The sequence below is a fragment of the Mesorhizobium sp. M3A.F.Ca.ET.080.04.2.1 genome (assembly GCF_003952525.1).
In the GTDB taxonomy this organism is placed as follows: Bacteria; Pseudomonadota; Alphaproteobacteria; order Rhizobiales; family Rhizobiaceae; genus Mesorhizobium.
In genome coordinates this window covers 1,084,624-1,109,892 of record NZ_CP034451.1, presented here as the reverse complement: position 1 = coordinate 1,109,892, position 25,269 = coordinate 1,084,624, and the positions used below count along the sequence as shown (strand labels likewise).

General features: G+C 64.2%; 34 protein-coding genes. 23 read left to right on the top strand and 11 right to left on the bottom strand.

Features of this window, described 5'->3' with window-relative positions; all coding sequences use genetic code 11:
- Window positions 1-64 precede the first annotated feature (64 nt).
- On the bottom strand, window positions 65-268 hold the full coding sequence (locus EJ074_RS05195) for a CsbD family protein (RefSeq protein ID WP_095807596.1): 204 nt from the start codon (window positions 266-268) through the stop codon (window positions 65-67).
- Window positions 269-500: 232 nt separating this feature from the next.
- Here EJ074_RS05195 and EJ074_RS05190 point away from each other — a divergent pair, with 232 nt between their 5' ends.
- Window positions 501-908 carry an HD domain-containing protein gene (locus EJ074_RS05190; RefSeq protein WP_095807595.1) on the top strand — a complete coding sequence of 136 codons (408 nt, stop codon included), beginning with the start codon at window positions 501-503 and terminating at the stop codon, window positions 906-908.
- Window positions 909-965: 57 nt separating this feature from the next.
- Here the strand turns inward: EJ074_RS05190 and EJ074_RS05185 are convergent, their stop codons facing one another.
- Window positions 966-1,301: a hypothetical protein gene (locus EJ074_RS05185; protein ID WP_129552811.1), complete on the bottom strand. Its 336-nt coding sequence runs from the start codon at window positions 1,299-1,301 to the stop codon at window positions 966-968.
- Window positions 1,302-1,573: 272 nt separating this feature from the next.
- Between EJ074_RS05185 and EJ074_RS05180 the strand changes: the two genes are divergently transcribed.
- The 4 genes from EJ074_RS05180 (at window position 1,574) to EJ074_RS29560 (ending at window position 3,711) form a co-directional block, all read left to right on the top strand.
- Entirely contained in the window at window positions 1,574-1,819 is a 246-nt protein-coding gene (locus tag EJ074_RS05180) for a hypothetical protein (protein ID WP_095807593.1), read from the top strand.
- A 38-nt stretch (window positions 1,820-1,857) separates the two neighbouring features.
- Entirely contained in the window at window positions 1,858-2,907 is a 1,050-nt protein-coding gene (locus tag EJ074_RS05175) for a PAS domain S-box protein (RefSeq protein ID WP_095807592.1), read from the top strand.
- A 155-nt stretch (window positions 2,908-3,062) separates the two neighbouring features.
- Entirely contained in the window at window positions 3,063-3,422 is a 360-nt protein-coding gene (locus EJ074_RS05170) for an SPW repeat protein (protein WP_095807720.1), read from the top strand.
- 124 nt (window positions 3,423-3,546) lie between these two features.
- Window positions 3,547-3,711, top strand: a complete 165-nt coding sequence (locus tag EJ074_RS29560; RefSeq protein ID WP_165349856.1) for a hypothetical protein — start codon at window positions 3,547-3,549, stop codon at window positions 3,709-3,711.
- Between the two features lie 40 nt (window positions 3,712-3,751).
- On the opposite strand, the gene EJ074_RS05165 is transcribed toward EJ074_RS29560, so the two are convergent.
- Entirely contained in the window at window positions 3,752-4,219 is a 468-nt protein-coding gene (locus tag EJ074_RS05165; protein ID WP_095807591.1) for an Lrp/AsnC family transcriptional regulator, read from the bottom strand.
- A gap of 128 nt (window positions 4,220-4,347) precedes the next feature.
- On the opposite strand from EJ074_RS05165, the gene EJ074_RS05160 reads away from it, so the two are divergent.
- Window positions 4,348-5,103, top strand: a complete 756-nt coding sequence (locus tag EJ074_RS05160) for a tryptophan 2,3-dioxygenase family protein (RefSeq protein ID WP_095807590.1) — start codon at window positions 4,348-4,350, stop codon at window positions 5,101-5,103.
- Window positions 5,104-5,419: 316 nt separating this feature from the next.
- The gene (locus EJ074_RS05155; RefSeq protein WP_176478400.1) at window positions 5,420-5,842 is read left to right on the top strand and encodes a DoxX family protein; all 423 of its coding nucleotides are present in this window, start codon (window positions 5,420-5,422) and stop codon (window positions 5,840-5,842) included.
- 86 nt (window positions 5,843-5,928) lie between these two features.
- Here the strand turns inward: EJ074_RS05155 and EJ074_RS05150 are convergent, their stop codons facing one another.
- The 4 genes from EJ074_RS05150 to EJ074_RS05135 form a co-directional block, all read right to left on the bottom strand.
- Window positions 5,929-6,234: a hypothetical protein gene (locus EJ074_RS05150; RefSeq protein ID WP_095807589.1), complete on the bottom strand. Its 306-nt coding sequence runs from the start codon at window positions 6,232-6,234 to the stop codon at window positions 5,929-5,931.
- A 73-nt stretch (window positions 6,235-6,307) separates the two neighbouring features.
- Complete coding sequence (locus EJ074_RS05145; RefSeq protein ID WP_129552810.1) at window positions 6,308-6,577, bottom strand: hypothetical protein; 270 nt, start codon at window positions 6,575-6,577, stop codon at window positions 6,308-6,310.
- 166 nt (window positions 6,578-6,743) lie between these two features.
- Window positions 6,744-7,241, bottom strand: coding sequence for a hypothetical protein (locus tag EJ074_RS05140; RefSeq protein WP_095807587.1), 498 nt, complete (start codon window positions 7,239-7,241; stop codon window positions 6,744-6,746).
- A gap of 150 nt (window positions 7,242-7,391) precedes the next feature.
- Entirely contained in the window at window positions 7,392-7,715 is a 324-nt protein-coding gene (locus EJ074_RS05135) for a hypothetical protein (protein ID WP_095807586.1), read from the bottom strand.
- Window positions 7,716-8,216: 501 nt separating this feature from the next.
- On the opposite strand from EJ074_RS05135, the gene EJ074_RS05125 reads away from it, so the two are divergent.
- From EJ074_RS05125 to msrA, 8 genes are all read left to right on the top strand, one after another.
- Window positions 8,217-8,723 carry a hypothetical protein gene (locus tag EJ074_RS05125; protein ID WP_095807585.1) on the top strand — a complete coding sequence of 169 codons (507 nt, stop codon included), beginning with the start codon at window positions 8,217-8,219 and terminating at the stop codon, window positions 8,721-8,723.
- A gap of 368 nt (window positions 8,724-9,091) precedes the next feature.
- On the top strand, window positions 9,092-9,643 hold the full coding sequence (locus EJ074_RS30085; RefSeq protein ID WP_245420433.1) for a putative peptidoglycan-binding domain-containing protein: 552 nt from the start codon (window positions 9,092-9,094) through the stop codon (window positions 9,641-9,643).
- Window positions 9,640-9,843 carry a hypothetical protein gene (locus EJ074_RS05110; RefSeq protein ID WP_095807584.1) on the top strand — a complete coding sequence of 68 codons (204 nt, stop codon included), beginning with the start codon at window positions 9,640-9,642 and terminating at the stop codon, window positions 9,841-9,843. Before EJ074_RS30085 ends, EJ074_RS05110 begins: the two co-directional genes overlap by 4 nt.
- Before the next feature lie 105 nt (window positions 9,844-9,948).
- Complete coding sequence (locus EJ074_RS05105) at window positions 9,949-10,188, top strand: ABC transporter permease (protein WP_095807583.1); 240 nt, start codon at window positions 9,949-9,951, stop codon at window positions 10,186-10,188.
- On the top strand, window positions 10,173-10,367 hold the full coding sequence (locus EJ074_RS05100) for a hypothetical protein (protein ID WP_095807582.1): 195 nt from the start codon (window positions 10,173-10,175) through the stop codon (window positions 10,365-10,367). The genes EJ074_RS05105 and EJ074_RS05100 overlap by 16 nt, the downstream gene beginning before the upstream one ends.
- A complete protein-coding gene (locus EJ074_RS05095) occupies window positions 10,367-10,690 on the top strand; it encodes a hypothetical protein (protein ID WP_095807581.1) in 324 nt (107 codons plus the stop codon). Before EJ074_RS05100 ends, EJ074_RS05095 begins: the two co-directional genes overlap by 1 nt.
- A 77-nt stretch (window positions 10,691-10,767) precedes the next feature.
- Window positions 10,768-11,049 (top strand): hypothetical protein, encoded by a 282-nt coding sequence (locus EJ074_RS05090; RefSeq protein WP_245420420.1) that lies wholly within the window; start codon window positions 10,768-10,770, stop codon window positions 11,047-11,049.
- Between the two features lie 159 nt (window positions 11,050-11,208).
- Window positions 11,209-11,727 carry a peptide-methionine (S)-S-oxide reductase MsrA gene (gene msrA / locus EJ074_RS05085; RefSeq protein ID WP_095807579.1) on the top strand — a complete coding sequence of 173 codons (519 nt, stop codon included), beginning with the start codon at window positions 11,209-11,211 and terminating at the stop codon, window positions 11,725-11,727.
- Window positions 11,728-11,948: 221 nt separating this feature from the next.
- Here msrA and EJ074_RS05080 read toward each other — a convergent pair whose 3' ends face one another.
- The 3 genes from EJ074_RS05080 to EJ074_RS29555 form a co-directional block, all read right to left on the bottom strand.
- Window positions 11,949-12,398 (bottom strand): GFA family protein, encoded by a 450-nt coding sequence (locus tag EJ074_RS05080; RefSeq protein WP_129552809.1) that lies wholly within the window; start codon window positions 12,396-12,398, stop codon window positions 11,949-11,951.
- 116 nt (window positions 12,399-12,514) lie between these two features.
- Window positions 12,515-12,805: a hypothetical protein gene (locus EJ074_RS05075; RefSeq protein WP_095807578.1), complete on the bottom strand. Its 291-nt coding sequence runs from the start codon at window positions 12,803-12,805 to the stop codon at window positions 12,515-12,517.
- Entirely contained in the window at window positions 12,802-13,092 is a 291-nt protein-coding gene (locus EJ074_RS29555; RefSeq protein ID WP_165349855.1) for a hypothetical protein, read from the bottom strand. Before EJ074_RS29555 ends, EJ074_RS05075 begins: the two co-directional genes overlap by 4 nt.
- 173 nt (window positions 13,093-13,265) lie before the next feature.
- On the opposite strand from EJ074_RS29555, the gene EJ074_RS05065 reads away from it, so the two are divergent.
- Window positions 13,266-13,430, top strand: coding sequence for a DUF3309 family protein (locus EJ074_RS05065; RefSeq protein ID WP_095807576.1), 165 nt, complete (start codon window positions 13,266-13,268; stop codon window positions 13,428-13,430).
- A 36-nt stretch (window positions 13,431-13,466) separates the two neighbouring features.
- Here EJ074_RS05065 and EJ074_RS05060 read toward each other — a convergent pair whose 3' ends face one another.
- Window positions 13,467-15,332: a CHASE3 domain-containing protein gene (locus tag EJ074_RS05060; protein ID WP_245420419.1), complete on the bottom strand. Its 1,866-nt coding sequence runs from the start codon at window positions 15,330-15,332 to the stop codon at window positions 13,467-13,469.
- A 704-nt stretch (window positions 15,333-16,036) separates the two neighbouring features.
- Here EJ074_RS05060 and EJ074_RS05055 point away from each other — a divergent pair.
- From EJ074_RS05055 to EJ074_RS05025, 7 genes are all read left to right on the top strand, one after another.
- A complete protein-coding gene (locus EJ074_RS05055) occupies window positions 16,037-17,263 on the top strand; it encodes an anion transporter (protein WP_095807574.1) in 1,227 nt (408 codons plus the stop codon).
- Window positions 17,264-17,414: 151 nt separating this feature from the next.
- A complete protein-coding gene (locus EJ074_RS05050) occupies window positions 17,415-18,428 on the top strand; it encodes a LacI family DNA-binding transcriptional regulator (RefSeq protein ID WP_095807573.1) in 1,014 nt (337 codons plus the stop codon).
- Window positions 18,425-19,942, top strand: a complete 1,518-nt coding sequence (locus tag EJ074_RS05045) for a sugar ABC transporter ATP-binding protein (RefSeq protein WP_095807572.1) — start codon at window positions 18,425-18,427, stop codon at window positions 19,940-19,942. Before EJ074_RS05050 ends, EJ074_RS05045 begins: the two co-directional genes overlap by 4 nt.
- Window positions 19,942-21,018 (top strand): ABC transporter permease, encoded by a 1,077-nt coding sequence (locus tag EJ074_RS05040; RefSeq protein ID WP_095807571.1) that lies wholly within the window; start codon window positions 19,942-19,944, stop codon window positions 21,016-21,018. The genes EJ074_RS05045 and EJ074_RS05040 overlap by 1 nt, the downstream gene beginning before the upstream one ends.
- 79 nt (window positions 21,019-21,097) lie before the next feature.
- Window positions 21,098-22,087 (top strand): substrate-binding domain-containing protein, encoded by a 990-nt coding sequence (locus EJ074_RS05035; protein ID WP_095807570.1) that lies wholly within the window; start codon window positions 21,098-21,100, stop codon window positions 22,085-22,087.
- Between the two features lie 348 nt (window positions 22,088-22,435).
- The gene (locus EJ074_RS05030; protein ID WP_129552808.1) at window positions 22,436-23,560 is read left to right on the top strand and encodes an alpha/beta hydrolase; all 1,125 of its coding nucleotides are present in this window, start codon (window positions 22,436-22,438) and stop codon (window positions 23,558-23,560) included.
- 444 nt (window positions 23,561-24,004) lie between these two features.
- Window positions 24,005-25,162, top strand: coding sequence for a sulfite oxidase (locus EJ074_RS05025; protein WP_129552807.1), 1,158 nt, complete (start codon window positions 24,005-24,007; stop codon window positions 25,160-25,162).
- Window positions 25,163-25,269 lie beyond the last annotated feature (107 nt).

Genomic DNA, 25,269 nt, shown 5'->3' with positions numbered 1-25,269 from the left:
CAAAACCTTGGGTTAGAAGCCGCAGCCCGGCCTCGGGCTGCGGCGCTCGTTCGCCCGCGGAGGCTTACCAGGCCTGACGGTCGTACCAGTCGTCGACATCGCGGCGGACACGGTCCTTCTCGATGCCGTAGCGTTCCTGGATCTTGCCTTCCAGCTGGTCGCGCTTGCCGGCGATGCGGTCGAGGTCGTCGTCAGTGAGCTTGCCCCACTGTTCCTTGACCTTGCCCTTGACCTGCTTCCAGTTTCCTTCGACGCGGTTCCAGTCCATGGGGTTCTCCTTTGTTTCACCTGTGAAGCCAAACGGGCGTCTCGCGCGCCGGTTCCCTGCGGAAAATTCCAGCCCGGGCGGAACATTCCCGCAGCTTCGATGTTGGAGACCCAGGCTGGTGCGCAAGCCCTGCTCCCATGAAAGAAGGCGCGCTGCCGAACCGGGTATTTGCCCGGACAAGTCCGCCCCGGCCGTCCCCCGCCGTGGCGGACTTTTCTTGGATCGAGACGAGATGCTCTACCGCGCGGCGAAGATTGCAGAACAGGCCCATAGCGGGCAGACCGACAAGACCGGCCGTCCCTATATCGAACATGTCCGGCGCGTCGCCGACGCGGTCGAGACGCTCGAAGAAAAGGCCGTCGCCTATCTGCACGACGTGGTGGAGAAGGGCGAAGGCTGGACGCTGGAGCAGCTGGAAGCGGCTGGCTTCAGCCAGTCCGTCGTGGCCGCGGTGGACGCTCTGACCAAGCGGCTCGACGAGAGCGAGCAGGACTTCATCTCTCGGGCGGCTTCGCATCCTGTGGCGAAATCGGTCAAGCAAGCCGATCTGAAGGACAATCTGTGGCAGGCGCATCAGACAGGAGCCGCGCCGCAGAAATATGAGACCGGGCTGCGTCTGCTTGACGGGATGACCGCTTGAGCCGCCGCCTTGGGTTGCCGAGGCGGACGCCAAGAAGCCCGGCGCCCCCTGAACGGGCTATTTCTCCGGATTGAGCTGCAACAGATCGATCGTCACGCCAGGCGGCGACCGCTCGCTCAACGCCTTTTCAAGGTCGTTGCGGTTGTCGCCGGCGCAGGCATCGGGAAGATCGAGTGCCGTCAGCGCCTCCTCATCGAACTCGATCGGCGCGCCGTAGAGCTGGGCGACTTGCATCACCAGGCCTTCGATGTCCTCGCGGGCGATGTTGTCGTCGATGTTCTTGAGCCGGATCTCTTCCGACAGTCTGATGATATTGACGATTCCGTGGTCCTGCAGGGCCTGGCGAACCTTGCAGTGGGCATCGTCGCGCATCCGAGTGGAAAATCCCAACATTGGAAAACCCTCCTTTCAAGGGGGTTTGTCCCTCTGCTCCCACAATGCGCCCATCTAAGCGCGCTGGCAACACACAAATGTTAAAACGGCCAAATAAATCAATAAGTTAGCATAAGGCACCAAATGTTGTTTCTAACCATCGTTGGTATCGTTAGCCTGAACCTGTTTCCGCTCATGGGGCTTCCTTGACGTTTTATGAGCCCGATCCTATTTCTACTCATAATTAGACACATGCTCATTCGGAGCATTCGGCTTCTTTGAGGGAGATTGAAGTGGCTGAGCTGGAACGTCCGCAACGGCTGCAGATCATGCTGACCGACGAGGAGTTGGCGGCGCTGGAAAACTGGCGTTTCGAAAAGCGGATGCCGAGCCGATCGGCGGCCGTGCGCGAGCTGTTGCGCCGCGGCTTGGCGTCTGACGGTTTCCTGACTGCCGAGTCCGGCACCAAGTCTCAGGACTTCGGCGTGCTGTCGACGAAGGACGACCTTTCTGCCAAACCTCCTTCCGACGGCAGCTAGGCGGTTGCCTTGTGGCTGAAACGCGCTACGTCTTGCCGATGACGAGAAGTGGGGGCAGGGATCCGGAAGATTCGATTGCCGATGCGCGGCTGGCGGCGATCGTGGATTCTTCTTTCGATGCCATCGTCGCCAAGGACCTCAACAGCATCATCACCAACTGGAATCTCGCGGCCGAGCGCATGTTCGGCTACACCGCCGAGGAAGCGATCGGCCGATCGATCCTCATGCTCATCCCCGAGCATATGCACGACGAGGAGACCGATATCATCTCCCGCATCCGCAGGGGCGAGCGCATTCCGAGCTTCGAGACCATCCGCCGCCGCAAGGACGGCTCGCTGATCACCGTCTCGCTGACGATATCGCCGATCAAGAACCGCAACGGCGAGATCATCGGCGCCTCCAAGATCGCCCGCGACATCAGCGCCGCCAAGGAGAGCGAACGCCGCATCCGGCTCTTGATGCGCGAGGTCAATCATCGCGTGAAGAACCAGTTCGCGGTGATCCTGTCGATGGTGAGGGAAACCAGCAAGCGCTCGGCCCATCCCGGCGAGTTCGAGGAGCTCATCCGTTCGCGCATCATGGCCCTGTCGCGCTCGCACGACCTGCTGGTCACTTCGGAGTGGGCGGGTGCGAGCCTGTTCGATCTCATCCAGGAGCACCTGAAGCCGTTCGGCCACGAGGAGCGCATCTCGCTCTCCGGTCCGCTGCTGACGCTGCAGTCGAACGCCGTGCAGAATCTCGGCATGGCCTTCCATGAGCTCGGCACCAACTCCTCCAAATATGGCGCGCTGGCAGGCGAGGGCGGCCGGGTCGAGATCACCTGGACGGTTGACACCGGCGCGGACGCGCAGCGCCTGTTCCATCTTACCTGGCGGGAAGTCTCGGCCGGCAACGGCGGTGCCGCGACGGAACCGGTGCGCAAGGGTTTCGGTACGGTCGTGCTGCAGCGTGTGGCGCCGCAGTCGCTTGGCGGCTCCTCCAACCTCGAACGCGCGCCCGGCGAGCTGACATGGTCACTGACGGCGCCGCTCGAGGCGATCATCGTGCCGCAGCTCGGGGCCGAGAGCCAGGCGGAATTCGGCGCATAGGCGCCGCTGTTCGCGTGCTGGTGGTGAGCCACCCGCAAGCCGGAGCCGCCCGGCGCCTCCTTGCAATCCGCAGAAACGTAATTACATCAATTACTAAGCGTGCAATGTCCACGCGAACGCAGTTGCTTTTGTCAAGCTTCCCCATGGAGGTTGTCATGGCAATCAAACTGATGGAAGGAAGACGGGGCCAGGACTGGGTCAATCTGATCCTGGCGATCTGCCTGTTCCTCTCCCCCTGGGTCATCGGCTTTGCCGGCGTGATGGTTCCCGCGTGGAACGCCTGGATCGTAGGCGTTGCGCTCGGCGCCCTGGCGCTGGCGACGCTTTCGATGTTCGCCGAGTGGGAGGAATGGGTCAATCTCGTCCTCGGACTCTGGCTGATCGTGTCGCCCTGGCTGCTGGGCTTTGCAGCCGACACGAACATCATGACCACGCATGTCGTGCTCGGCGTGCTCGTGGTCGTGGCATCGGCCTGGGCCGTCTGGGACGCCCGCCATCCCCACGCGCATGCGTGAGTGATTGACCGGGAGCCCGCCGCGCACGCGGCGAGCTCCTGGGTTTTGTACTTGGCATCGGGCTGCAGTTGCGACGAGTTCACGCAATTGCTGCAACTGGAAACGTTTTCGTGCATTCTTGGGAATGGCCTCGATACTCCACCCCGACGCCCCCGCCAAATGCTGCTCCTATTGCGGCGGCCGCGACCATGATTTCGAGGAATGCCCCAAGCGCAAGGCCGACGCCGAGAAGGAGCAGGCGGCGCGGAAGCCTGAGCCGGCTGCTCCTGCGGGGCCTGACGTGATCTGAGCCGCCGCAGCGTTCCTTCGCGCCAGCCTGCCGATCATGACTACCTCAGCACATGCGCTGCTGCATCCGCGAACGAGATCTCGCCCTTGATCTCGCGCATCGCCATCGAGGTGACGGTGCGGCGCACGCCGGGCAGGCGGCTGAGCTCGATGCGCAGCATCCTGTCGAGCGCCCTCATGTCGACGGTGACGATCTGCAGCAGATAGTCGGCCTCGCCGGTGGTGGCGTAGCAGCGGCGGATCAGCGGGTGCCGCTTCACCGCGGCCTCGAAGGCGTCCGACACTTCAAAGTCGATCGACACCTGGATGAAGGCTTCGATGCCGAAGCCGATTGCCGCCGGATCGATGCGCGTGGAATAGCCGCGGATGACGCCGGCCTCTTCCAGCGCCTTCACCCGCTTCCAGCACGGCGTCTTCGACAGACCGACCGACTCGGCCAGTTCGCCGAAGGAAACGCGAGCGTCGCGCTCGAGGGCGGCCACTATTCTGCGGTCTGCGGCATCCAGCATGAATTGTTCTCCGATGTTCCTAAGAATAACGGTTTTCGTCCTCCGCGATCGGCCGATAGGATAACAGATAGAAACAATGTTCAAGCCGGAGGCGTTATCCTCGGGGCATCGTGCAAGGAGGCTGAGCCATGGACAAGCCGGATTACCACGCCCGCATCGAGGCGCCGGAGATGCTCGACTACGGCGTCTACCTGAATTGCGACCGGCTGCTTTCCTGCCAGAAGCGGCTTTCCGAGATGGTCAATGCCGACGAGTTGCAATTCCAGATCGTGCACCAGGTGGAGGAACTGTGGATGAAGCTCATGGCCTACACGCTGGTCGACGTCCTCGATTGGCTGGAAAGGCAGGACACCCATCGCATCGTCACGCTGATGGGCCGCGTGCACCGCCTGATGCGGCTGATGACGGCGCAGCTCGATCTGCTGGAAACCATGTCGCCCAAGGAGTACCAGCAGATCCGGCTGCAGCTCGGCAACGGCAGCGGCCAGGAATCGCCCGGCTTCAAATTCATCTTGCGCCTGCCCCCGGAGCTGTGGCGGGCCTTCAAGCACTCCTATCTCGACGGCCGCGGGCTGACGGTCGCGGACATCTACGACGCCCATTACGACCATGGCGATGCCTATGCCGTGGCCGAAGCGCTGATCGAATTCGACGAGCTGTTCCAGAAATTCCGTGCCAACCACCTCTATCTGATCCACCGCTCGATCGGGCTCGGCGCGAAGTCGCTGAAGGGCCGGCCGGTGGAAATCCTGGAAGGCGGCGCCCGCCATCGCTTCTTCCCCGAGTTGTGGGACATACGCTGCGACATGACCGACCGGTGGGGCGCCGCCTACGGCACCGTGCGGGAGTCGATCAGCCACCCGCCACGGGCGAGGGCGGGGTAGGGGAGCGGGGGGGCGGACAATGGAGCGCCGCGTTCCTTCGCGCCCCCCTCTGTCCTGCCGGACATCTCCCCCACTTGGGGGGAGATCGGACTGCACGCTTGCTTTCGCCAATCTCCAAGCGTTGGAGGAGGAGCGAGGGGCCCAAACTGCTGATCTTCCCACCCGTGGGGAAGATGTCCGGCAGGACAGAGGGGTGGCGCTGTCCCGCCGGCCCGGTGTTTTTTGCCCAAGGCCACAATTTTCCCCACCCCTGTCGGAATCATCGCGCTTCGCCCGTCCTTGGAGCACATCAATCGCTTCAACCCGGAGAAGTATCGTGGAAAATGTTCAATCGGCCTGGCAGACCGCCGCCATCCTCATCGCCCGCCTGATCTTCGCCGCCGTTTTCGCCATGGCCGTGACCTTCAAGTTCATGGATATGGGCGCCACGGCCGGCTACATCGCCGCCGCCGGCTTCCCGTTCCCGCTGTTGCTCGCCTGGTGCGCGGCGATCCTCGAAGTGCTGCTGGTCGTCGCCTTCCTCACCGGAGCGCTGTTCACGCCGGCGGCCCTCATCGCGGCCCTTTATGTGATCTTCCTCGGCTTCGCCTTCCACGGTCCCTCGCACTGGGCGGGCAACCAGGCCGAGTTCGGCTTCTTCGTCGACCATTTTACTTTTCTGGCCGGCCTGTTCTTCGCCGCCGTCCACGGACCGGGCAGCGTGCTCGCCGTCCGCCAGGGCTGGCCGGGCAGGGCGTGAGCTTTTCCTTCTCCCCGTTTTACGGGGAGAAGGTGCCCGAAGGGCGGATGAGGGGCAGCGCCGCCATCAAAGCCTTCGCATCACCATCACATCTGGTCGTTGTAGGGTTCCTTCATCTGGCCGACCATGCGGGCCAGCTTCGAGAAGGACGGCATGTCGGCTTCCGGCTGGCATCGGTTGGCAATCTCGAGCAGGCGGATCGGGAAGTTGACGGCGTCGCGGCTCGACGCCGACATGCCCTCGGACCTGTCTTCTCCGGTCTCGATGGCCTCGGCCTTGCGCAGCGCGATGTCGATCTCCTCGACCGTCAGCACGCCCTTGCGCACCAGCACATGGTTGATCGCGGCGACGGCCATCAGCAGGCCCTCGAGTTGCAGATTGGCGACGTTCATGGCGTGCTCCTCCCATTGACCTCGCCTCAAAACGCACGAGCGGCGTTTCCGATCCGGGGAGAACGGCTTCCCCCTATGCCTCCAGCCAGCGCTGGCCGTATTCGGCCCACAGCAGCCTTATCTCACGGCCGCCTAGCGGCGGGGTGGAACGGTCGCCATAGGTGATGGCGACGGCGATGAGGTCGTATTGGCCGTCGGCCTGGGCGATGACGCGGATCGCTTCGCCGAGCGGCCGTGAGTGGAAGATCGGATCCGCCTGGCCCCGGCCCAGGCTGCGAACACCCGAAATGCTTGCTGGCGCATGCCGCATCCGAAAGACGGTTGCCATGGCAGGTCGGTCCATGCCTGCTCTCCGCGATTCCCCCGCGCGGATGACTCCATAAGCGCCAGCTAATGGCCAGCCTGTGCGGTTTCTGCTGGAGCTTGTGCGCGGGTGACGAGACGGCTGGCCGTCTCGCGCCTCGTTTGAGGTCTGCGGGGCAGCGACGAAACGGCGGGCCGTTTCGCGCTTAACGGCTCCAGCGGCGGAACCAGTCGGGATCGGGCTCCGAGGTCCTGGCGATGGCCAGCCCGATGAGCACGCCGAACAGCCCGCCGAGCGCAACCGCGGTCGAAACCGTGCCGGGGTTCTGCTGCACCGCCTCCGACACGCTGCTCGCCTGGCTGCGCAATTGCCTGGCGGCGCGCGAGGCGCGATCCGAGGCGCCGCTGTACCAGCCGGAAGCGCGGTCGGCCGCGCCCCGGTACCAGCCCTCGGCCGTCTCGGCGGCATCCTCGGCCTGGTCGGCGAGCATCCGGTTCAGCCGGGTCACCTCGCGCTTCAGCTCCGCGATCTGCTTCTTCATCGCCTCCTGCGAGGTGCTCGAAGCGTTGCTGCTGCGGCTTGCGCCGCTGCGCGCGGCGGCGCGGCTGCGCGATGGCTTGGCGCTGCTGCGGCTGGTGGAATGACCGTTGCGGGCTTCGGCCGAATTGCTTTCGCTGGCGGGAGTGTTCTCGTTGTCTGCCATTGGTCTCTCCTATCCGATCCATGCCAACGGTCACGGCAGTCATCGGTTCCCTGTCGGCCGGTGCCCAACGGAAGCGGCCGCGGAGCGCACCCCGCGGCCTTTGCCGGACATCATCGACCAGTCATGATTGGCTGGACGTCAAGCTGCAGCTTACTTGCCGCAGTGGTTGTCGTTCACGGTGGGCGCACCGCTGCCCGGCGACAGGTTGCTGGCATCGGGCTGCGCGCCCTGCGGACCAGGTGCGCAATTGCGGTCGGCGTTCGAATTCATGCCGTCATCATAGCCCGAGCCGCCGTAAATGCTGCCGGTCGTGCTCTCGTCGATGCCGGGGTTGGCTGGCGTGGCCGGGTCGACGGTGACCGATTGGCCGCTGCCGCCCATGCCGCCACTATCCGCATTGCCGGCATTCTGGGCCATCGCAGCCGTGGCCAGACCGATCGTGAGCGCGGAAGCCGCGAGGATGGTTCTAAACATGATTTTCTCCTTTTTCTAACGAAGGGTCGTCGCGTTGCGACCTAGTGGGAACCGCTCGCGCTGCCCATGGTTCCGATAAAATTTTCAATCCAGGGCTGTGACGGCGCCCGGGTGCGAGACAACGAAAGATGGTAGGAAAAAATACCCAAACCCCTTGCATGGTGAGGGCAGCAATGCTATGATTTTGTCCATGGTGCTGATTTGCGCCAACAACCCGCCGCCCGGCCGCCGCCGCCCGGCGGTTTTGTTTTTCCGGTGTCGCACCGCTCCGCCGCTAATATCCAATGACGGCGGGACAGCACCCCCCTCTGGCCTGCCGGCCATCTCCCCCCGCAAGGAGGGAGATTGGATGTCACCGTCGCCTTCGCCGATCGCCGATGCTGCAAGAAGAGCGCCATCGGCGGAACTGCTGATCTCCCCCCTTGCGGGGGAGATGGCCGGCAGGCCAGAGGGGGGTGGGCGGGAACGTGACCTTTCCAGTTGAACGTTACGGACGTCCCCATGCCACGCTATGCCACCATCATCACCGGCGATGACGGCGCCGAGATCGTCAGCGCCATCGGCGAGTTCGAAACTTCTGCCCGGCCGCACAGCACACGCCGTGTCGAGGAAGTGGCGCCGGGCGTGCGCATCGGCATGGTGCGTGGCGGGCCGGTCGATGCGGTCGCCGGTTTCGGTTTTCCGCGCCAGGGTCTCGACCCGTCGGCGATCGCCGCAACCAGCTCGAAGTTGAAGGCGGCGTCGGCGAAGCTGCCAATCTCCCCCCAAGTGGGGGAGATGTCCGGTCCACCCTCCGCAGCTGCAGCGCAGCTGCTGCGGAGGACGGGCAGGACAGAGGGGGGCGCTGTCCCGCCGGCCTTGCCAATTGGCGAGGCTGGGTCCGGCCAGTTCGATCAGGCCCCGCCAAAACCGGCCCGCGCCAAGCCGCGCAAGAAGTCTGTTCGCAAGGCCAGCAAGGCGCGGAGATCCGCCAAGGCGCCGGCGTCCGACGGGGCGGACCGTGGCTGACGAGGCCCCCGCGAAGAAGCCGCGGCGCAAGACCCCGGGCGCGAAGCCCACGAGGTCGAAGCGCGAGCCCGACCCGTTGGCCGCCGCCGCGCGTCCGCGGCGATCGAAAAAGACCCTCGGCGACGATTTTGCCGCAGCACTGCGCGCCGATTTTCACGCCCATGGCGCCGGCGTCATCGCCGCGGTGCGGGCGGACAAGCCCGACCAGTATCTGAAGGTCGTGCTGACGATGCTGCCCAAAGAACTTTCTCCCAAAGATTTTTCAAGACACCTCCATGCCGACAACAACAGTCTCGAGCAGTTGACCGATGAGGAGATCCGCAGCCGCATCCGCGGCCTCGAAGCGCTCGTCCGGCCGCTCCTCGACGATGCGGACCTACCGCCGCTTCTACTGGGACGCCGTGCTTGGCGCCGAGCTTCCCGACGGCATCGACTACGCCGTGTTCGACTTCGCCGTGAACAGCGGGCCGGGCAGGGCGGCGAAATATCTGCAGGCCGTGCTCGGCGTTGCCAGGGACGGCCGCATCGGTCCGGCGACGCTCGGGGCCGCGAGAGCAAGGCCTGCCGGCGTCGTCATCGACGCGCTCTGCGATGCGCGTCTGGCCTTCCTCGAGCGTCTGCCGACCTGGCCGACCTTCGGCAAGGGCTGGAGGGCGCGCATCGCGTCGGTGCGCGCCAATGCGCTGCTGCTTACGGCGCGGCCTGTTGTGCCCGCTCACTCCGCGCCGCAGGCGACGGCGCCGGTGGCCGAACAGGCGGCGGCTGGGGCTCGGGCTGACGGCGCGCGGTCCGACCCGCCCCGTCAGGCGCCGCCCGGCAAGGCAGCCCGCACCCTGGCGCTGACCGTGCTGGCGCTGGGCGCGGTCGCGGCCTGGACGGCGCATCTTCCCTGCAACCTGCTTGGAGTGTTCTGCAAATGATTTCCGTCATCATCCGCATCGTCCTGCGCTATGGCGCCGGCGTCCTCGTCGCACGCGGCCTTCTCGGCGCCGGCGATGCGGCGGCGCTGTCTGCCGATCCCGATATCCAGATGGCGCTCGAAACCGGATTCGGCCTCGCCGTCAGCGCCGCCACCGAAGTCTGGTACGCGCTCGCACACAGATTCCACTGGTCGAAGTGAGGGCGCAAGAATGGTTCAGCTCCTCACCGAAGTCATTCGCCAGATCTTGCCCTGGGCGATCGGCGCGCTGCTCCTCATCGGCGCGCTGTTCGTGTGGTGGCTGTCATGACGGCGCTTCTGTCCTTCCTGCTCGGCAATCCGGCGCTCTTGCGCCTGATGGCGTCCTTCATCGCGGCACTCGGCTGGGGCTTCCACCAGCGGCTTGCCGGCGCACGAGCCGAACGCGCCAGGCAGGCGGCCGGCGAGACGGCGGCGCGCGATGTGGCCGATCAGGTCGACAACGATATCGCCGCGCTGCCGGCCGATGCGATCCGAAAGGAGCTGAAATCATGGGCAAGGAACTGACCGCTGTTCTGATCGCTCTGGCGCTTGCCGGCTGCAGCCCCGCCGGGGGTAGCTTCTGCACGGCCGCCGCGCCGCTGCGGCTTTCGGCGAAGACGGTCGATGCGTTGTCCGACGCGGAGGCGAGGGCGCTTCTCGCCCACAATCGCAAAGGAACGAAACTCTGCGGCTGGAGGCCCTGATGCACGACATTTTCGACCTGCTCGGCATCAAGGGCCAGGTGGTGGCGGCAGGCCTCGCCGGCGGCGTGCTGAGGGCGCTGTCACGCCATCGCTACAAGCTGCGCGAGATGGTGGCCTCGCCGATCTGCGGCGCGCTCGCCGCCGCTTATCTGACACTGCCTGTGGTCGCGTGGGTCGAGGCGAGCGGCCTACCGATGCCTGACGCAGCCGACGACACCACCACGCTCGCCGCCGCCTTTCTCATCGGCGTCTCCGCCATGTGGATTTCCGACATCGTTTTCGAGGTGGTGGTGCGCAGGTTTCGCACGCAGCGCGACGAATGATCGGCGAGTCATCGCAGTAGCGTCAGCAAGATCCTGAAACATCGAAACCGGCGCGACGACATTTTTTCGAAACCTCAGTGAACCATTTCATGTTGCCAGGCGACACATCGCTGCAAATAGACGCCATTCAACGTGGAGATTCAAAAATGACCGCAATCATTCGCAATACTCTTCTTGCCTTTGTTGCCGCATCTGCTTTGGCCGGCTCGGCCATGGCCGGCCAGCAGGCCGCCAACACCGAATGCGAAAACTCGCCAACCAACAAGCTCTGGGCCGGCCGCTGCTGCGGTATCGCCGACTCCAACTGTCTTGGCGGCGAGGGACACGGCCACGAAGGCCGTGGCGGCCGGCAGCGCTAACCTGTTTGATAGCGAACACCCGCCGCCTAGCTGTCGATGGGTGTTCGCTCTACGCGTGTCGATTTCGATTAACGGCCACTTGGGCGGTTAGCAACTTGAGCCGCTGGAAGAAGCGGGTGAGAATACCCACCTATGGAGAAATCCAAAAGGAGGTGTGACATGGCTTCTACCGAACGCGCGATTCTCGCGGGCGGCTGTTTCTGGGGCATGCAGGACTTGATCCGCCGCTTCCCCGGGGTGATCTCGACCCGCGTCGGTTATTCGGGCGGCGATGTTCCCAACGCTACCTATCGCAACCACGGCACCCATGCCGAGGCGATCGAGATCGTCTTTGATCCAGCCAGAACCAGTTTTCGCACATTGCTCGAGTTCTTCTTCCAGATCCACGACCCGACGACGAGGAACCGCCAGGGCAACGATGTCGGCACGAGCTACCGCTCAGCGATCTTCTATGAAAACGACGAGCAGAAGCGGGTCGCAGAGGACACCATCGCCGATGTCGATGCCTCGGGCCTATGGCCGGGCAAGGTCGTCACCGAACTCGCCCCGGCGGGCCCCTTCTGGGAGGCCGAGCCTGAACATCAGGACTATCTCGAGCGCTATCCCAGCGGTTACACCTGCCATTTCGTGCGGCCGGGCTGGAAGCTCCCGGTCCGCGAAAAAGCGGCCGCCTCGTAGATATTTCACGGCTACGCAATGTAGCCTTTGGCCAATTCCGCCCGCTGTGCCGCAAGGCATGGCGGGCTTTTTTGCGTTCCGGGCGCGATCTTACCCGGATTGCCAGCAAACGGCCTCGAACTTCGGCGCGGTGCCGCTGTCGGGATCGCTGGTAATGCCGACAAACAGCCGCATCCGGATTGGCTCCGACGCAAGCGCGTGTTGCCCAAACTTGTTCAGTTCTACGCAGATTCGCGCAGGCGCTCGCCGAGGCCATTGGCTGGCGCGTCGTCCACAGCGGCGTCCGCGATCCGGTCGTGCTCGAACTGGCGCGCGCCGGGCAGGGGCTGCAGCCAGTGCTCGCGTCGGCCGACCCACAGTTCATAGCTTGGTTCAAGCCCTTCGGTCGGCGCTACGTCGAGGCCGCCGATCGCCACCTCGACCTCATTTTCGCCGACGAACGGAACGCGGCTGCCGCAGGTCGGGCAAAAGCTGCGCCCGCCATAGGTGCTGGTGATTCCGGCCGCCTCGAAGGCGGCTCGCGGCCAGACGGCAAAGGCCTGGAAGGCCGATCCGCTAGTCTTGCGGCAATCCTTGCAATGGCAAAGGCCGACCCTGAGAGGGTCGCCGGCCACCCGGAACTGAACGCCGCCGCACAGGCAACTGCCGCTTCGCGTGAAATCGCTGGACATGGCTTCCTCCTGCCTCCACGCCCGGTGCCTGAAAGCAGTCTCGACGAACACCGAGCCGTTGCCGGCTACAATTCGCAGCCGGGCATAACGGTTCCGCATCGCCGCAAAGCCAGGAGCTAGCCAGGGAAGTCGAACGGCGGCTCCTCGCAGCGATAGACGCGACATTGCCCATCTCGGGTCGGCACCGCGACCGAGACCGGCACCTCTGGCCAGTCGCACTCATTGCCGAACTGGCGCACGAAACGGTCATAGGTGCTGGGTCCGGTGGTCAGCACCGCCGCGTGGCGCTCTTGGATCAGCGCCTGCGTCTCGGCGCAGGTCATGGCGCGCGTATCTGGTCGGGCGTGAGCGACACTCGCTGGCCACATCATCGCACCGGCAGCAAAGGCGATCGACAGGCTTTTCATTCGAGGGGCCAGGTTTTCAGTGGTGACGCGCCCATTTGATTGCCTTTCAGCGCCTTTTGCAACGCCAGGGCGTTGTGCCTGGCCGGAAGCCGTTCCAGCGGGTCCCCAACGTAGGCGGTTTGAAATGGGTGGTTCCTCGGGTGCGGACCGGCGCGAAGGCCTGTCGCGGGAACGGCAGGCGTTACGGGGCGTTGTTTAGCAGTTTCGAATGCTGCAGGTTGGAAAATGAAGGACGTTTTTGGTACTGCCACGATCATCGCATCGATCGCCATCGCCATCGCGTTCATGCTGTTGGCGCCCAGAGGCCTTGAAGCCAACCCAGGGCCAATCGTCTCATCCGACAGCGCCGATCTTCAACGGCAAGGGATCCCGGCCCAGCCGAGAGCGGAACTTAGGCAGCCATTTGTGAGTTCCTCCCCTTGACAACAGGCGGCACTGCGCTGTCGGAGAGGAAAAAGCCATGACCCTCGGTACAATTCTCATCATCATTCTCATTCTCGCCCTGCTTGGCGGCTTCGCCGGGCTGGGCGGCGGCCCGTTCTATGGCACCGGCTATTATGGCGGCGGCGGCCTCGGGCTGCTGCTGGTCATCGTGATCATTCTTGTGGTGCTCGGGCGGATCTGATCTTCGCCCGTTTCAAGCGCACGGCGCCTCAAGGTCTTACGGCTTCGCGAGCGCATCACGCAGCTTCGCCGAAAGCTGCTCCAGCGTGAACGGCTTGGCGATGAAGTTCACGTCGTGGTCGAGCACGCCGTTATGGACCACCGCGTTGCGGGTGAAGCCGGTCATGAAAACGATCTTCAACGACGGCGCGCGTCCCTTCGCTTCTTCCGCCAACTGCCGGCCATTCATCGCCGGCATGACGATATCGGTCAGCATCAGCGCGATGGCGGGATTTTCACCGAGCTTGCCGAGTGCTTCCTCGCCGCTCCCGGCCTCGATCACCGTATAACCGAGCTCGAGCAAGGCTGCTGACGTGGCGGAACGCACCCGGGCGTCATCCTCAACCAGAAGGACCGTTTCGGTCGCGGCCGGCTCGGCCTTGCCGCCGAGCCTCGCGAACGGCGCCGCCTCTTCCGGACCCGCGAAACGGGGCAGGTATATCTTGATCGTCGTGCCTTCGCCCGGTTCGGAATAGATCTTCACATGCCCGCCCGACTGTTTGACGAAGCCGAAAACCTGGCTCAGGCCCAGCCCCGTTCCGTGGTTGACAGGCTTCGTCGTGAAGAACGGCTCGAAAGCCCTGGCCATGACGTCCGGCGACATGCCGGTGCCGGTATCGGTCACCGCGATCATCACATACTGGCCGGCCTTCACTTCCGGGTGGCCGGCAGCGTAGGCCTCGTCGAGATGGCAGTTCGCGGTCTCGATGGTGAGCTTGCCTTTCTCGCCGATCGCGTCGCGCGCGTTGACCGCCAGGTTCAGGATGGCATTCTCGACTTGGCTGGGATCGGCATGCGCTTTCCATAGGCCGCCGGCCAGCACGGTTTCAATCTCGATCGACTGCCCCAGCGTGCGGCGCAACAGGTCCGACATGCCGGTGACCAGCCGGTTGGCGTCGACCAGCTGCGGCGCAAGCGGCTGCTGGCGCGAAAAGGCGAGCAGCCGTGCCGTGAGATTGGCGGCGCGGGCTGCAGCGTCTGCGGCCGCCTCGACGAAGGTCTCCACGTCGTGCTCGCCGCGCGCCAGCTTGCGCTGGGCGAGGTTCATGGCGCTGGTGATGACCGCCAGCATATTGTTGAAGTCATGCGCGATGCCGCCCGTGAGTTGGCCGACCGCTTCCATCTTCTGCACCTGGCGCAGCTGTGACTCCGCTCGCTCGCGCGTGTGGATCTCATTTTCCAGCGCCGCGTTCTTCGCGCTCAGCGCATCCTGGGCAATCACCACGGCGCGGAAGCGGCGGCCGGACTCGCGGATCGTATAGAGCCCGAGCAGAAGTATGGCGGCCAGCGCCGCGAACGAACCGGCGCGCAGCCAGTCTTCGACCTGTTCCATGCGCAATGCACGCGCCTGCAGGTTTGCCCCATCGATACGCCGGATCGCGTCGATATTGGCCTGGATCTGCTCCATGTCGAGCTTGCCGCTGCCGCCACGCACGATCTCCAGCGCCTTCGACATGTTGCCCGCGTCGTAAAGGCGGATCGTCTCGGCCAGTTCGGACTGCTTGCGGGCGAGCGCCTCCTTTATGCCGGCGACTTGCTGCGCCGCCTCGCTGCTTGCCGGCAACATCTGGTCGATGCGCGCAAGCTGACCCGGCAGCGCTTCGACCGCATGCTGGTACGGCTGGAGATAGGTCTTCTCGCCTGTGAGCAGATAGCCGCGTTGGCCTGTCTCGGCGTCCTGGGTAAGCGAAAGCAGGCCGGCGAGCAGTTGCTGGGTCTCAATGGATCGACGGCTCGCGACACGATCCGCGATCTGCGTTTCGGCCAAGATGGCACGCCCACCGACAATCGCCGCCACGATGACAAACCCGCCGAGGAGCGGGAGCGCTTGCCACCGCATGGCACGTCGCAGTCGTGCGATCATCTACCCTGCCGAACCAGAAAACCCGAAGTCCGGAAGTGGTAAGCGGCGGCAGAGCGCAACGCAATAGGCTCGTTGCGAAGAGATGCTAAGCCTGCAGGTTTTTAACTGGCAACGGCTATGTCAAACTTTAATGACGGCACTCCGTGCGCTGTGCCACAAGCTAGCTGTTTGCGGCGGCCGGTCGAGGCCGGTCGGGGAGCCTGCCGCGTCCGGCGGGGGTACGGCAGGCTCCCCAAATTTCGTGCTTTCTCAGGCCTCCGGGCCGCGGCACTCCATGCATGCCACGCTTTGCCCCGGGCATTTCAGCCTATGCGTCCCTTCCGGGCAGCAGTGACCATTGGAACTCAGCCACCGGGCACACACGAACACGGTGCGAGCGCCGTGGCAACGCCGGCATTCTCCCTGGACCATCGGCTCTTCCTTGCGCAGAACGCGATGGTCCCCTTCCACGACCGTGTTCATCCGAATAGTCCCCCGAACGACAGGATGGTCAGCCTGATCTGTCCAGCAATTATTACATTAGATGATCCGAATATACAGGCCGCTCTGGCGGCCGCTCAAAATCCCGGCTGTTCCCTAAGGCGGCAGCGAGTTTGCTGGACCGCGGTTTCCCAGCTTTCGGCTTTCGGGCACCATTGTTAAAGGTGGTCCCGCGGACACCGGCAGATTCTGCCGGGCAGGGCAGGACACGGGATATTCCGGCAATGACATGGACGGGCACCGGCGCGCTTCTCATCCTCGTGCTCACCTATGCCGGTGTTGCCGTCGGTCGCTTCCCGGGCCTCCGGCTCGACCGCGCCGGCATCGCGCTGCTCGGCGGGGCTGCCATGATCGCCATCGGCGCCATCGGCATCGAGGATGCCTACCGTTCCATCAATTTCGACACCATCACGCTGCTGCTCGGCATGATGATTGTGGTGGCGCATCTGAAAGTCTCAGGCGCCTTCCGTGCGCTCGGCGGCTTCGCCATCGAGCACGCGCACGCACCATTCATGCTCCTGATCATGGTGACGCTTCTGACCGGCGTTCTCTCGGCCTTCCTGGTCAATGACGCGATCTGCCTGGTGATGGCGCCGATCGTGGTCCACGTCACCCGCATCATCAACCGCAACCCGGTTCCCTATCTGATCGCCACCTGTACGGCCTCCAACTGCGGCAGCGTCGCCACCATTACAGGCAACCCGCAGAACATGGTGATCGGCGCGCTGTCGGGCATCTCCTATCCCGCCTTCACGGTGGCGCTTGCACCCGTCGCGCTGTTCGGCCTCGTCGCCGTCATCGTCATCATCCGCATCGTCTACCGCGCCGAGTTCTCGCGCACGGTGGAACTCAGCCCCGAGGTCTATCGCGGCCGCATGCTGCCGGGACAGGTGCTGAAGGCGACCATCGCCTGCGTGATGCTGGCGGTCGCCTTCTTCGTCGGGGTACCCGTGGCCAAGGCGGCGCTGATCGCCGGCGCCTTCCTGCTCGTCACCCGCGCGATTAAGCCGCATCGCATCTACCGCGAGATCGACGGACCGCTGCTCTTCATGTTCGCCGGCCTGTTCGTGGTGGTGGCCGGTGCCGAGCGCACTCTGCTCACGCCCGAGCTGACGGCTTCCGCCAAGGCAATCGGTCTCGACGATGTGTGGCGGCTTTCCGCCTTCACCGCGGTGCTTTCCAACATTATGAGCAACGTGCCGGCGGTGCTGGCGCTGAGGCCATTCATTCCGGGTCTCGAGAACCCGCAGCGCGCCTGGCTGGTGGTGGCGATGAGTTCGACGCTCGCCGGCAATTTCACGCTGCTCGGCTCCGTGGCCAATCTGATCGTCGCCGAGCAGGCGAAAGCGGCGGGCAAGCTACTGTCCTTCGTCGCTTTCTTCAGAGTCGGACTGCCTCTGACCTTGCTGACGCTCGCCGCCGGGACGGCCTGGCTCGCTTTCATCTCCTGATTTCGACATTTCCGTCAGAAAAATCTCGTGCGCTCGCTCATCGAATCGATTGCGCAAACGTTTCGATGATTCTATGGTCGTCGCAGATCTCGCCGAAGAGCGGGACGGGAAACGCAATCGAGGGAGGTGTGCTTGGCAGCACTCCGTTCGCATGCCGACAATGGCTGAGGTCGCGCGCCGCGCCGGCGTTTCGGTTTCGACCGTGTCGCATGTCGTCAACCGCACGCGTTTCGTCTCGCCCGAGAAGGCGCAGCTGATCAACGACGCGATCGCCGCCATGGGCTACCAGCCCAACGAACTGGCGCGCTCGCTGAAAGTGGCCTCGACCAACAGCGTTGGCCTCGCGATCTCGGCGATCTCCAACCCCTATTTCACCGACATCATCTGTGCGGTGGAAGCCGAGTGCGCGCGCCTCGGCCTGATGGTGTTCCTGTCGGACACGCAGGAAGATCCCGAGCGCGAGCTTCAGGTGGTGCGCGCTTTCCACCAGCGCCGTGTCGACGGCGTCATTCTGGCGCCGTCCGGCTCGCCAGAACGCGCGATCGCCTATCTCGCCGAAAAGAAGCTGCCTTGCGTGCTCATCGACCGCTTCGCCGACGACCGCTTCGACCAGATCGGCGTCGAAAATCAGACGGCGATGCGGGCGCTGATCGACCACGTCGCCTCCTTTGGCCACCGGCGCATCGGCTACATCGCCGGCCAACCGGGGCTGGCCACGACGCGCGAGCGCATCGAGGCCTTCCGCGCCTCGCTCGCCGCCAATGGACTTGAGTGCCTGCCGCGCTACGTCTCGCCGGAGAATGTCGACACGGCGGGCGCCACGACATCGACGCATGCGATCCTGTCGCTGCCGGAGCCGCCCACCGCATTGGTCACCGGCAACAACATGACGACGATCGGGGCAGTCCGCGCCGTCCGCGAGAAGGGGCTTTCGATCCCGCGCGACCTGTCGCTGGTCGGCTTTGACGATTTCGAATGGGCCGACTGTTTCGAGCCGAGGCTGACATTGGTCGAGCAGCCCTGCACCGAGATCGGCCGCCAGGCGGCAGCGCTTCTGAGCGCCCGCATCGCCTCCAGCGACGCGGCACCCCGCTCCGTGCGGCTGCAGGCGACGCTGCAGGCGCGCCAGTCCTGCGCGAAGCCGGTTCGCATGAGGCGAGCATGAGCGCGCCGCTGCTTTCCGTCACCGGCGCGGTGAAACGCTTCGGCGGCGTGCAGGCCCTGCGCGGCGTCGATTTTGATCTCAGGGCCGGCGAGATCCACGCGCTGCTGGGCGAGAACGGCGCCGGCAAATCGACACTGATGAACCTGCTGTCGGGCGTCTACACGCCGGACGAGGGTGAGATCCGCATCGACGGCAAGCCGGTGACCTTCAACAACCCGCGCGAGGCGCAGGCAGCCGGAATCGCAACCATCTTCCAGGAACTCGACCTCGTGCCCTCGCTCGACGTCGCGGCGAACCTTTTCCTCGGCCGCGAACTGATGCGTGCCGGCGGCATGCTTGACGTGCCGGCGATGCGCCGCGAGGCGAAGCAGCGGCTGGACGCGATCGAACTCGCCATCGACCCGGCGCGCCTTGTCGCCGACCTCTCCATCGGCCAGCGCCAGGTGGTGGCGATCGTCAAGGCGCTGTCCTATGCCTCGCGCGTCTTGATCATGGACGAGCCGACGGCGGCACTTACCGTCAGCGAGGTCGAGCGCCTGTTCGACATCATGAGGAAGCTTGCCGCGACCGGCGTCGGCATCGTCTACATCTCGCACCGGCTGGAGGAAGTGCCTGAGATCGCCGACCGCGTCACGGTGATGCGCGATGGCCGGGTCGCCGGCATCACCGAGCCGCATGCGCCGCAGGCCGAGCTGGTGCGGCTGCTGGTCGGACGGCCGCTGGACGAGCTCTATCCAGAACGTGCCAAGGGCGTGGGCAAGACGCTGCTCAGCCTGAAGAATGCCAGCTTCCGGCTCTCCCGCGAAAGCGCCGGCTGGCAGGCGCCGAGCGGCATCTCGCTCGAGGTCAGGGAAGGCGAGATCGTCGGCCTCGCGGGCATCATGGGGGCAGGGCGCACGGAGCTGCTCTCCGCGCTCTACGGCACCGGCCTTGCCGGCCGCTGGCATGGGGAGGTCGCGGTCGACGGCCGCCCGGTGAGACTCGAATCCATCGATGCAGCACGCAAGGCAGGCATCGCCTTCGTCACCGACGACCGGCGCGGCAGCGGCCTGATGCTCAGGATGGCGGTCGGCCTCAACCTGGTGATGTCGGTGATCCGCCGCATCTCGCCGGCCGGCCTGATGTCGCCGCGCCGCCAAGCGGAGGCCGTGCGCCAGTCCTTCGGCCAGTTCGACATTCGCCCGAAGAACCCCGACATCGCCGTCGGCGCGCTCTCGGGCGGCAACCAGCAGAAAGTGGTGCTCGCCAAGGAAATCCTCGGCAATCCGCGGCTGTTGCTGCTCGACGAGCCGACGCGCGGGGTCGATGTCGGCGCCAAGGGCGAGATCTATGCGCGGCTGCGGGCGCTTGCGGCGCAGGGCTTGGGCATTCTGGTCGCCTCGAGCGAGATGCCGGAGCTGATCGGGCTTTGCGACCGGATCGTGGTGCTGCGCCAGGGGCGCAATGTGGCGGAATTCATCGGCGGCGTCGACGAGCACACAGTGCTTGCCGCGGCAAATGGCAGGGAGGCCTGATGTCGGACCAGAAGATTTCGGTGGCGGCCAGCCCGGCAGGATCAAGCCCGGCGGCGCAAGTGACGGCGGCACCCAAGCATCGCGTCGACCCGCTGGCGATCGTCGTGCGTTTCCAGAGCCTGATCGGTCTGGTTCTGGTGGCCATCGGCGGCGTCATTTTCTCGCCGCGGCGCCACGGCGAGATCCTGTTCCTCAACCCCGACAACATCGCCAACATCGTGCGCGCCGTGTCGGAGACCGGCATCATCGCCATCGGCATGACCTTCGTCATCATCACCGCCGGCATCGACCTTTCGGTCGGGGCGGTGCTCGGCCTCTCCGCCGTGGTGACAGCCACCATGATGATCTCTGGTGGCTTCGGGCTTATCCCGACCATTTTGGCGGTGCTGGTCATGGGCGTCGTCTTTGGGATCGTCCAGGGGACGATCTCCACCCGCTTCCGGCTGGAGCCGTTCATCGTCACGCTGGCCGGGCTGCAGGCGGCGCGCGGTCTGGCGCTGATCGTTTCCGGCAACCAGTACATCAACATCTCCTATGGCGACGGACCGGGCCTGGCGCCGCCGGTGTTCGCGGTGCTGGGCGAGCGCCTGTTCGACAACACCGTGCCGGTGGCCACCATCGTCTTCATCATCTTCGCCGCGATTGCCACGCTGGTTCTCAACACCACGCGCTTCGGCCGCTACGTCTATGCCGTCGGCGGCAACGAGCGCGCCGCCCGCATTTCCGGCGTGCCGGTGTCGATGGTGAAGATTGCGGTCTATGCCATCACAGGCTTTGCCTCCGCGCTTGCCGGCATCGTCCATGCCGGCCAGTTCAACTTCGGCAGCGCCAATGACGGCATGGGCTATGAGCTCACCGCGATCGCTGCCGTCGTTATCGGCGGCACCAGCCTGTTCGGCGGCGCCGGCTCGATGGTCGGCACGGTCGCCGGCACCATCATGCTTGGTGCCTTGGCCAATATCCTTCAGCTCAACAACATCACCCCCGCCACGCAGCTGCTCGCGACCGCCGCGATCATCGTCCTGGCGGCAGTGCTTCAATCCCTCGTTCGCCGCCGCGAGGGTTTGGGACGATAGGAGGCCGGCGGCAGCACACCTCGAAGACTGAAACCAGAGGTCAGGCCGTCCCCCGGCCCGACAGAGGAGGAGACTGAGCATGAAAACCACACTGAGAGGATCGCGCGTCCTGCGGACTGCACTTCTGGCGGGCGCGGCCGGCCTGTGCATCGCAGGCGGCGCCCAGGCCGCCGACCCGATGGTCAAGGCCTGTGCCAAGGACGGCCAGTTCGTCATCGGCTTTTCGCAAGCCAACAACGCCGAGCCCTATCGCCAGCACGTCAATGACGAGCTGACGGCGGCCGCTAAGGAAGTGCCGGGCTTCACGCTGCAGATCGCCGACGGCGCCGGCAACGTCAACACGCAGACTTCGCAGGTCGACAACTTCATCACCCAGAAGGTCGATCTTCTGCTGATCTCGCCCTTCGAGGCCGCCCCGCTGACGCCGGCCGTGAAGCGCGCCATGGACGCCGGCATTCCGGTGATCGAACTCGACCGCAAGACGGTGGGCGAACCCGGCAAGGACTACACGGCCTTCATCGGCGGCGACAACTTCAAGATCGCCGAGGAAGCCGGCAAGTTCACGGCCACGAAGCTGCTGCCCGATGGCGGCGAGGCGGCGGTGCTCGAAGGCCTGCCGAGCTCGACGCCGGCGGTGGAGCGCTTGAACGGCTTCAAGGAAGGCGTGAAGGCCAACGCCAAGATCCAGATAGTTGCCGAGCAGGCCGCCGACTGGGTTCCGGATAAAGCCCAGACCGCCTTTGCTGCCATGCTGCAGGCGCATCCCGACATCAAGGTGCTCTATGCGTCGAACGACATGATGGCGGCGGGCGCGCTGCTGGCCGCCAAGGGCGCCGGCAAGGACGTCAAGATCATCGGCACCGACGGCCTGCCCGGCCCGGCCGGCGGCATCGAGGCGGTGGCCAAGGGCGACTGGGCGGCGACCTTCACCTATCCGACCGGAGCCAAGGAAGCGATCGAGATGTCGAAGAAGATCCTGCTCGACTGCGCGACCTCGGTGGAACCGACCGTGACGGTGGACACCACCGCGATCACGGCGGAAAACGCCAAGCAGTTGATGGGGAAGTAGGGCAGGGCTCTACCCGTCGAAGTTGTTGCGACAAGGCTCTCGTCCCGAGGGCCTTGTTTTTTGGCAGGCAGATGGCTTGTTCGATGCGTTTGCGCTTCGATCAGGAGACAGCCCGCCTGACGCTGTCAGCCTTCGCGCCGGCTGTGGTCTAGCTGCAAAGAACAAAGTAATTGCAAAGTGTAATTGACTGAAATTCAAAAAGAGAGCTTATTGTTATTCAGGGGAGGCGCCGGCTTCAACTTAAGCGAATTGACATAGGCCTAGTCCGCGCGGTGGACCGTTCCCGCGCGAGCGGCGTCCGTGCCCTGACAGTGACTGAATGCGACCATTCATTCGGAGGAGGCGGCCTTGTCCAAGCAATACACCGTTTATTTTGCCACGAACCGCAATCCCATTGTCGGCAGTGCGGGCAAGATTACAGGCTTCGGGCCATATCTCAGTCAGGCGCAGGGCATGGACCTGAGATATGGCCAGATCCAGGTTGCCGTTTCCGGAGCCCCGAAACAGGGGAAGATCGTTCCGGGATCATTGCGCGTCTATGACGAAAAGATGCTTGTCGGCCTTGGGCAGCAACCCAAGCGAGGCAGCGACGAGCTGTTTTCGGCGCTCCGTCCTTCGCTTGCCTCGGCCAAGACCATCGTCTTGTTCGTCCATGGCTTCTTCAACACCTTCAGCGACAGCATGGAACGCGCCGCCACCATCCTCGCATTCTATGGGATCGACGCGGACATTCTCGCCTTTGGCTGGCCTTCGCAGGGCACGCTGTTGGGATACCAGCTCGACAGGGGTATGGCTCGACAGAGCGGTCCGGCCTTCGCGCGGGTCGTCCGCAGATTGATGGCTGAAGTGGCTGAAATGACCAAAGCAGCGCCCAACGCGTCACCGCCTGTCATCCACCTGCTTTGCCATAGCATGGGCAACTACGTTCTGCGCTTCGGTGTCCAGGCGCTTTTGGCGCAGCCGCGCGACGTCGACGCCGGCGACCCACTGCCATCCGCGCCGGCCACCCATCTTCCGACCGTGTTTCGCCAGATCATTCTCGCCGCGGCCGACGAGGATTCCGATGCATTTGACAGGCAGGACAAGTTGAGGGCCCTGCCGGACCTCGGGCGCAGAGTAACCGTCTACTATACGCATGAGGACTGGGTCCTTACCGTGCTTAGCGGCACGTTCCAGTTCAACGGTCCGCGCCTCGGCGCAACCGGTCCCGATAATATGGCGACCATCAGCGACAAGGTCGTGGCGGTGGACGTGAGCAACGTAGTTCCGGCCGAGCTGAACGCGACCAGCCATCAATATTACCGGATCTATGGACCAGTGCGCGACGACGCCGTGGCGGTTCTTTCAGGGCAGGCATCGGACAAGATCCCTGGCCGGGTGGCGACAGCAGTACCGCGCCGCTACGTCATCGTGCCCAAGAGGACGGCCGCTCCGTCTCGCAAGCGTTCGACGCCAGCTTTGGTCGATGCCTAGGCCAAAGCCGTTTGCGGAAAAGCAGGCACTCTGCCATCGAAATGTCGCGGCAAGGCTCCTTAGGGAGCCTTGTTTGCTTTCGCGTCCCGGACCCGGCAGCGCCTCTAGGCTGAGATCGGTGCTGACCAGATCCATGCCGCTCGCAAGATCCAACGCACCATCGTCGGCGGCATTCGATCTTGGAGCACGAAGCCCAGATGCGAAGCTGCGAGCCCTCGTCACGATCACAGATAAGGCGTATAGTTGAAGATCGCCGGCTCGGACCTGACAAGCTGGCGAATTGAGAGCGGGAGGCGTCGCTTCAACTAGGGCGCGCTTCCAACTCGGACTTGTTCCACTCCGGCTTCTGCTTTTCGCGATCCCGGTCGCTATTCGCACTCATCAGTCGCTATTCGCACTTATTACTTGAGGAGAACTGAGCTTTTCACTGGAGGAGAAGTTATCATGCATTACCTTCCCAGACGTGAATTCATGGTTCGAGGAGGGGCAACCCTCGTTGCGCTGGCGTCCTTTCAATCGCGGATTGCCTATGCATTTCCAACTCGGGCCAGCGAAGAAGTCATCAAATGGCTCGATCAGCTGCCGCCGAACCCGGTTCCGCAGGTCGTCAAAAATCAGTTGGTGTGGGAGGATCTCGATTCCTGGGTGACGCCCAACGACAAGTTCTTTTCAATCGCGCATTTCAACCGGCCCGTCGTCGACGAAAGCACGTGGAAGCTCGAAATTGGCGGCTCCGTCAAAAAGCCGACAGCCCTGACGCTCGCCGACATCAAGGCTCGACCGCGCCAGGAAGTCACGTTCACAGTCGAATGTTCGGGCAATACTGGCCTGCCGTTCTTCAATGGTGGGATTGGCAATGCTCGCTGGGCCGGCACGCCGCTCGCCCCGATCCTTGAGGAGGTCGGCGTCCTCGACAGTGGTATCGAGGTTGTTTTCTGGGGCACTGACAAAGGTGAAATCAAGCGAGCCGACGATGTCAAGTTTACGCAGAACTTTGCGCGCAGCATGTCGCTCGCCGACGCCTTGGACCCCAAAAACATCCTCTGCTACGAGATGAACGGGACTGGCTTGCCTGCTGACAACGGGTTCCCGCTGCGGCTGATAGCGCCGGGCTGGTACGGGATCGCGAACGTGAAATGGCTCAAGCGAATCGAAGTGAGGGACCAGCGCTTCGTGAACCAGTTCATGGGACGCGATTATGTCACGCTGCGCGAGGAGGAGCACAACGGAGAGACGGTATGGGTGGAAACCTCTGTCGGGCGGGCGCGCCTGAAGTCCGCACCGGCCCGGGTCACTCATATCGGGAATGATTACCGGATCGTCGGGGCGGCCTGGGGTGCGCCGATCGAGCGGGTCGAGGTGAAGATCGATCACGGGCCATGGATGCCGGCGACCATCGACGAAACCGAAAAGGCGGACTTCGCTTGGAAGATATGGTCCATCGACTGGCCGAAGCCCTCCGCTGGGGAGCACACGGTCACCTCGCGTGCGGTTAGCACGGGAGGGCAGGTCCAGCCCGCAATGGACGATCCCATCATAGCCAAGAAGCATACCTACTGGGAAAGCAACGGTCAGGTGACGCGACGCATCGGCATTCACTGACCGGCTGAAAGCCTATCAAACCTTGAGTTCGATGTGACCCCATGCTCTTGGCATGGGGTCATGCAGGCATCGTCATCATTGCGCGGCTTCGATCGAGCCGGCCATGA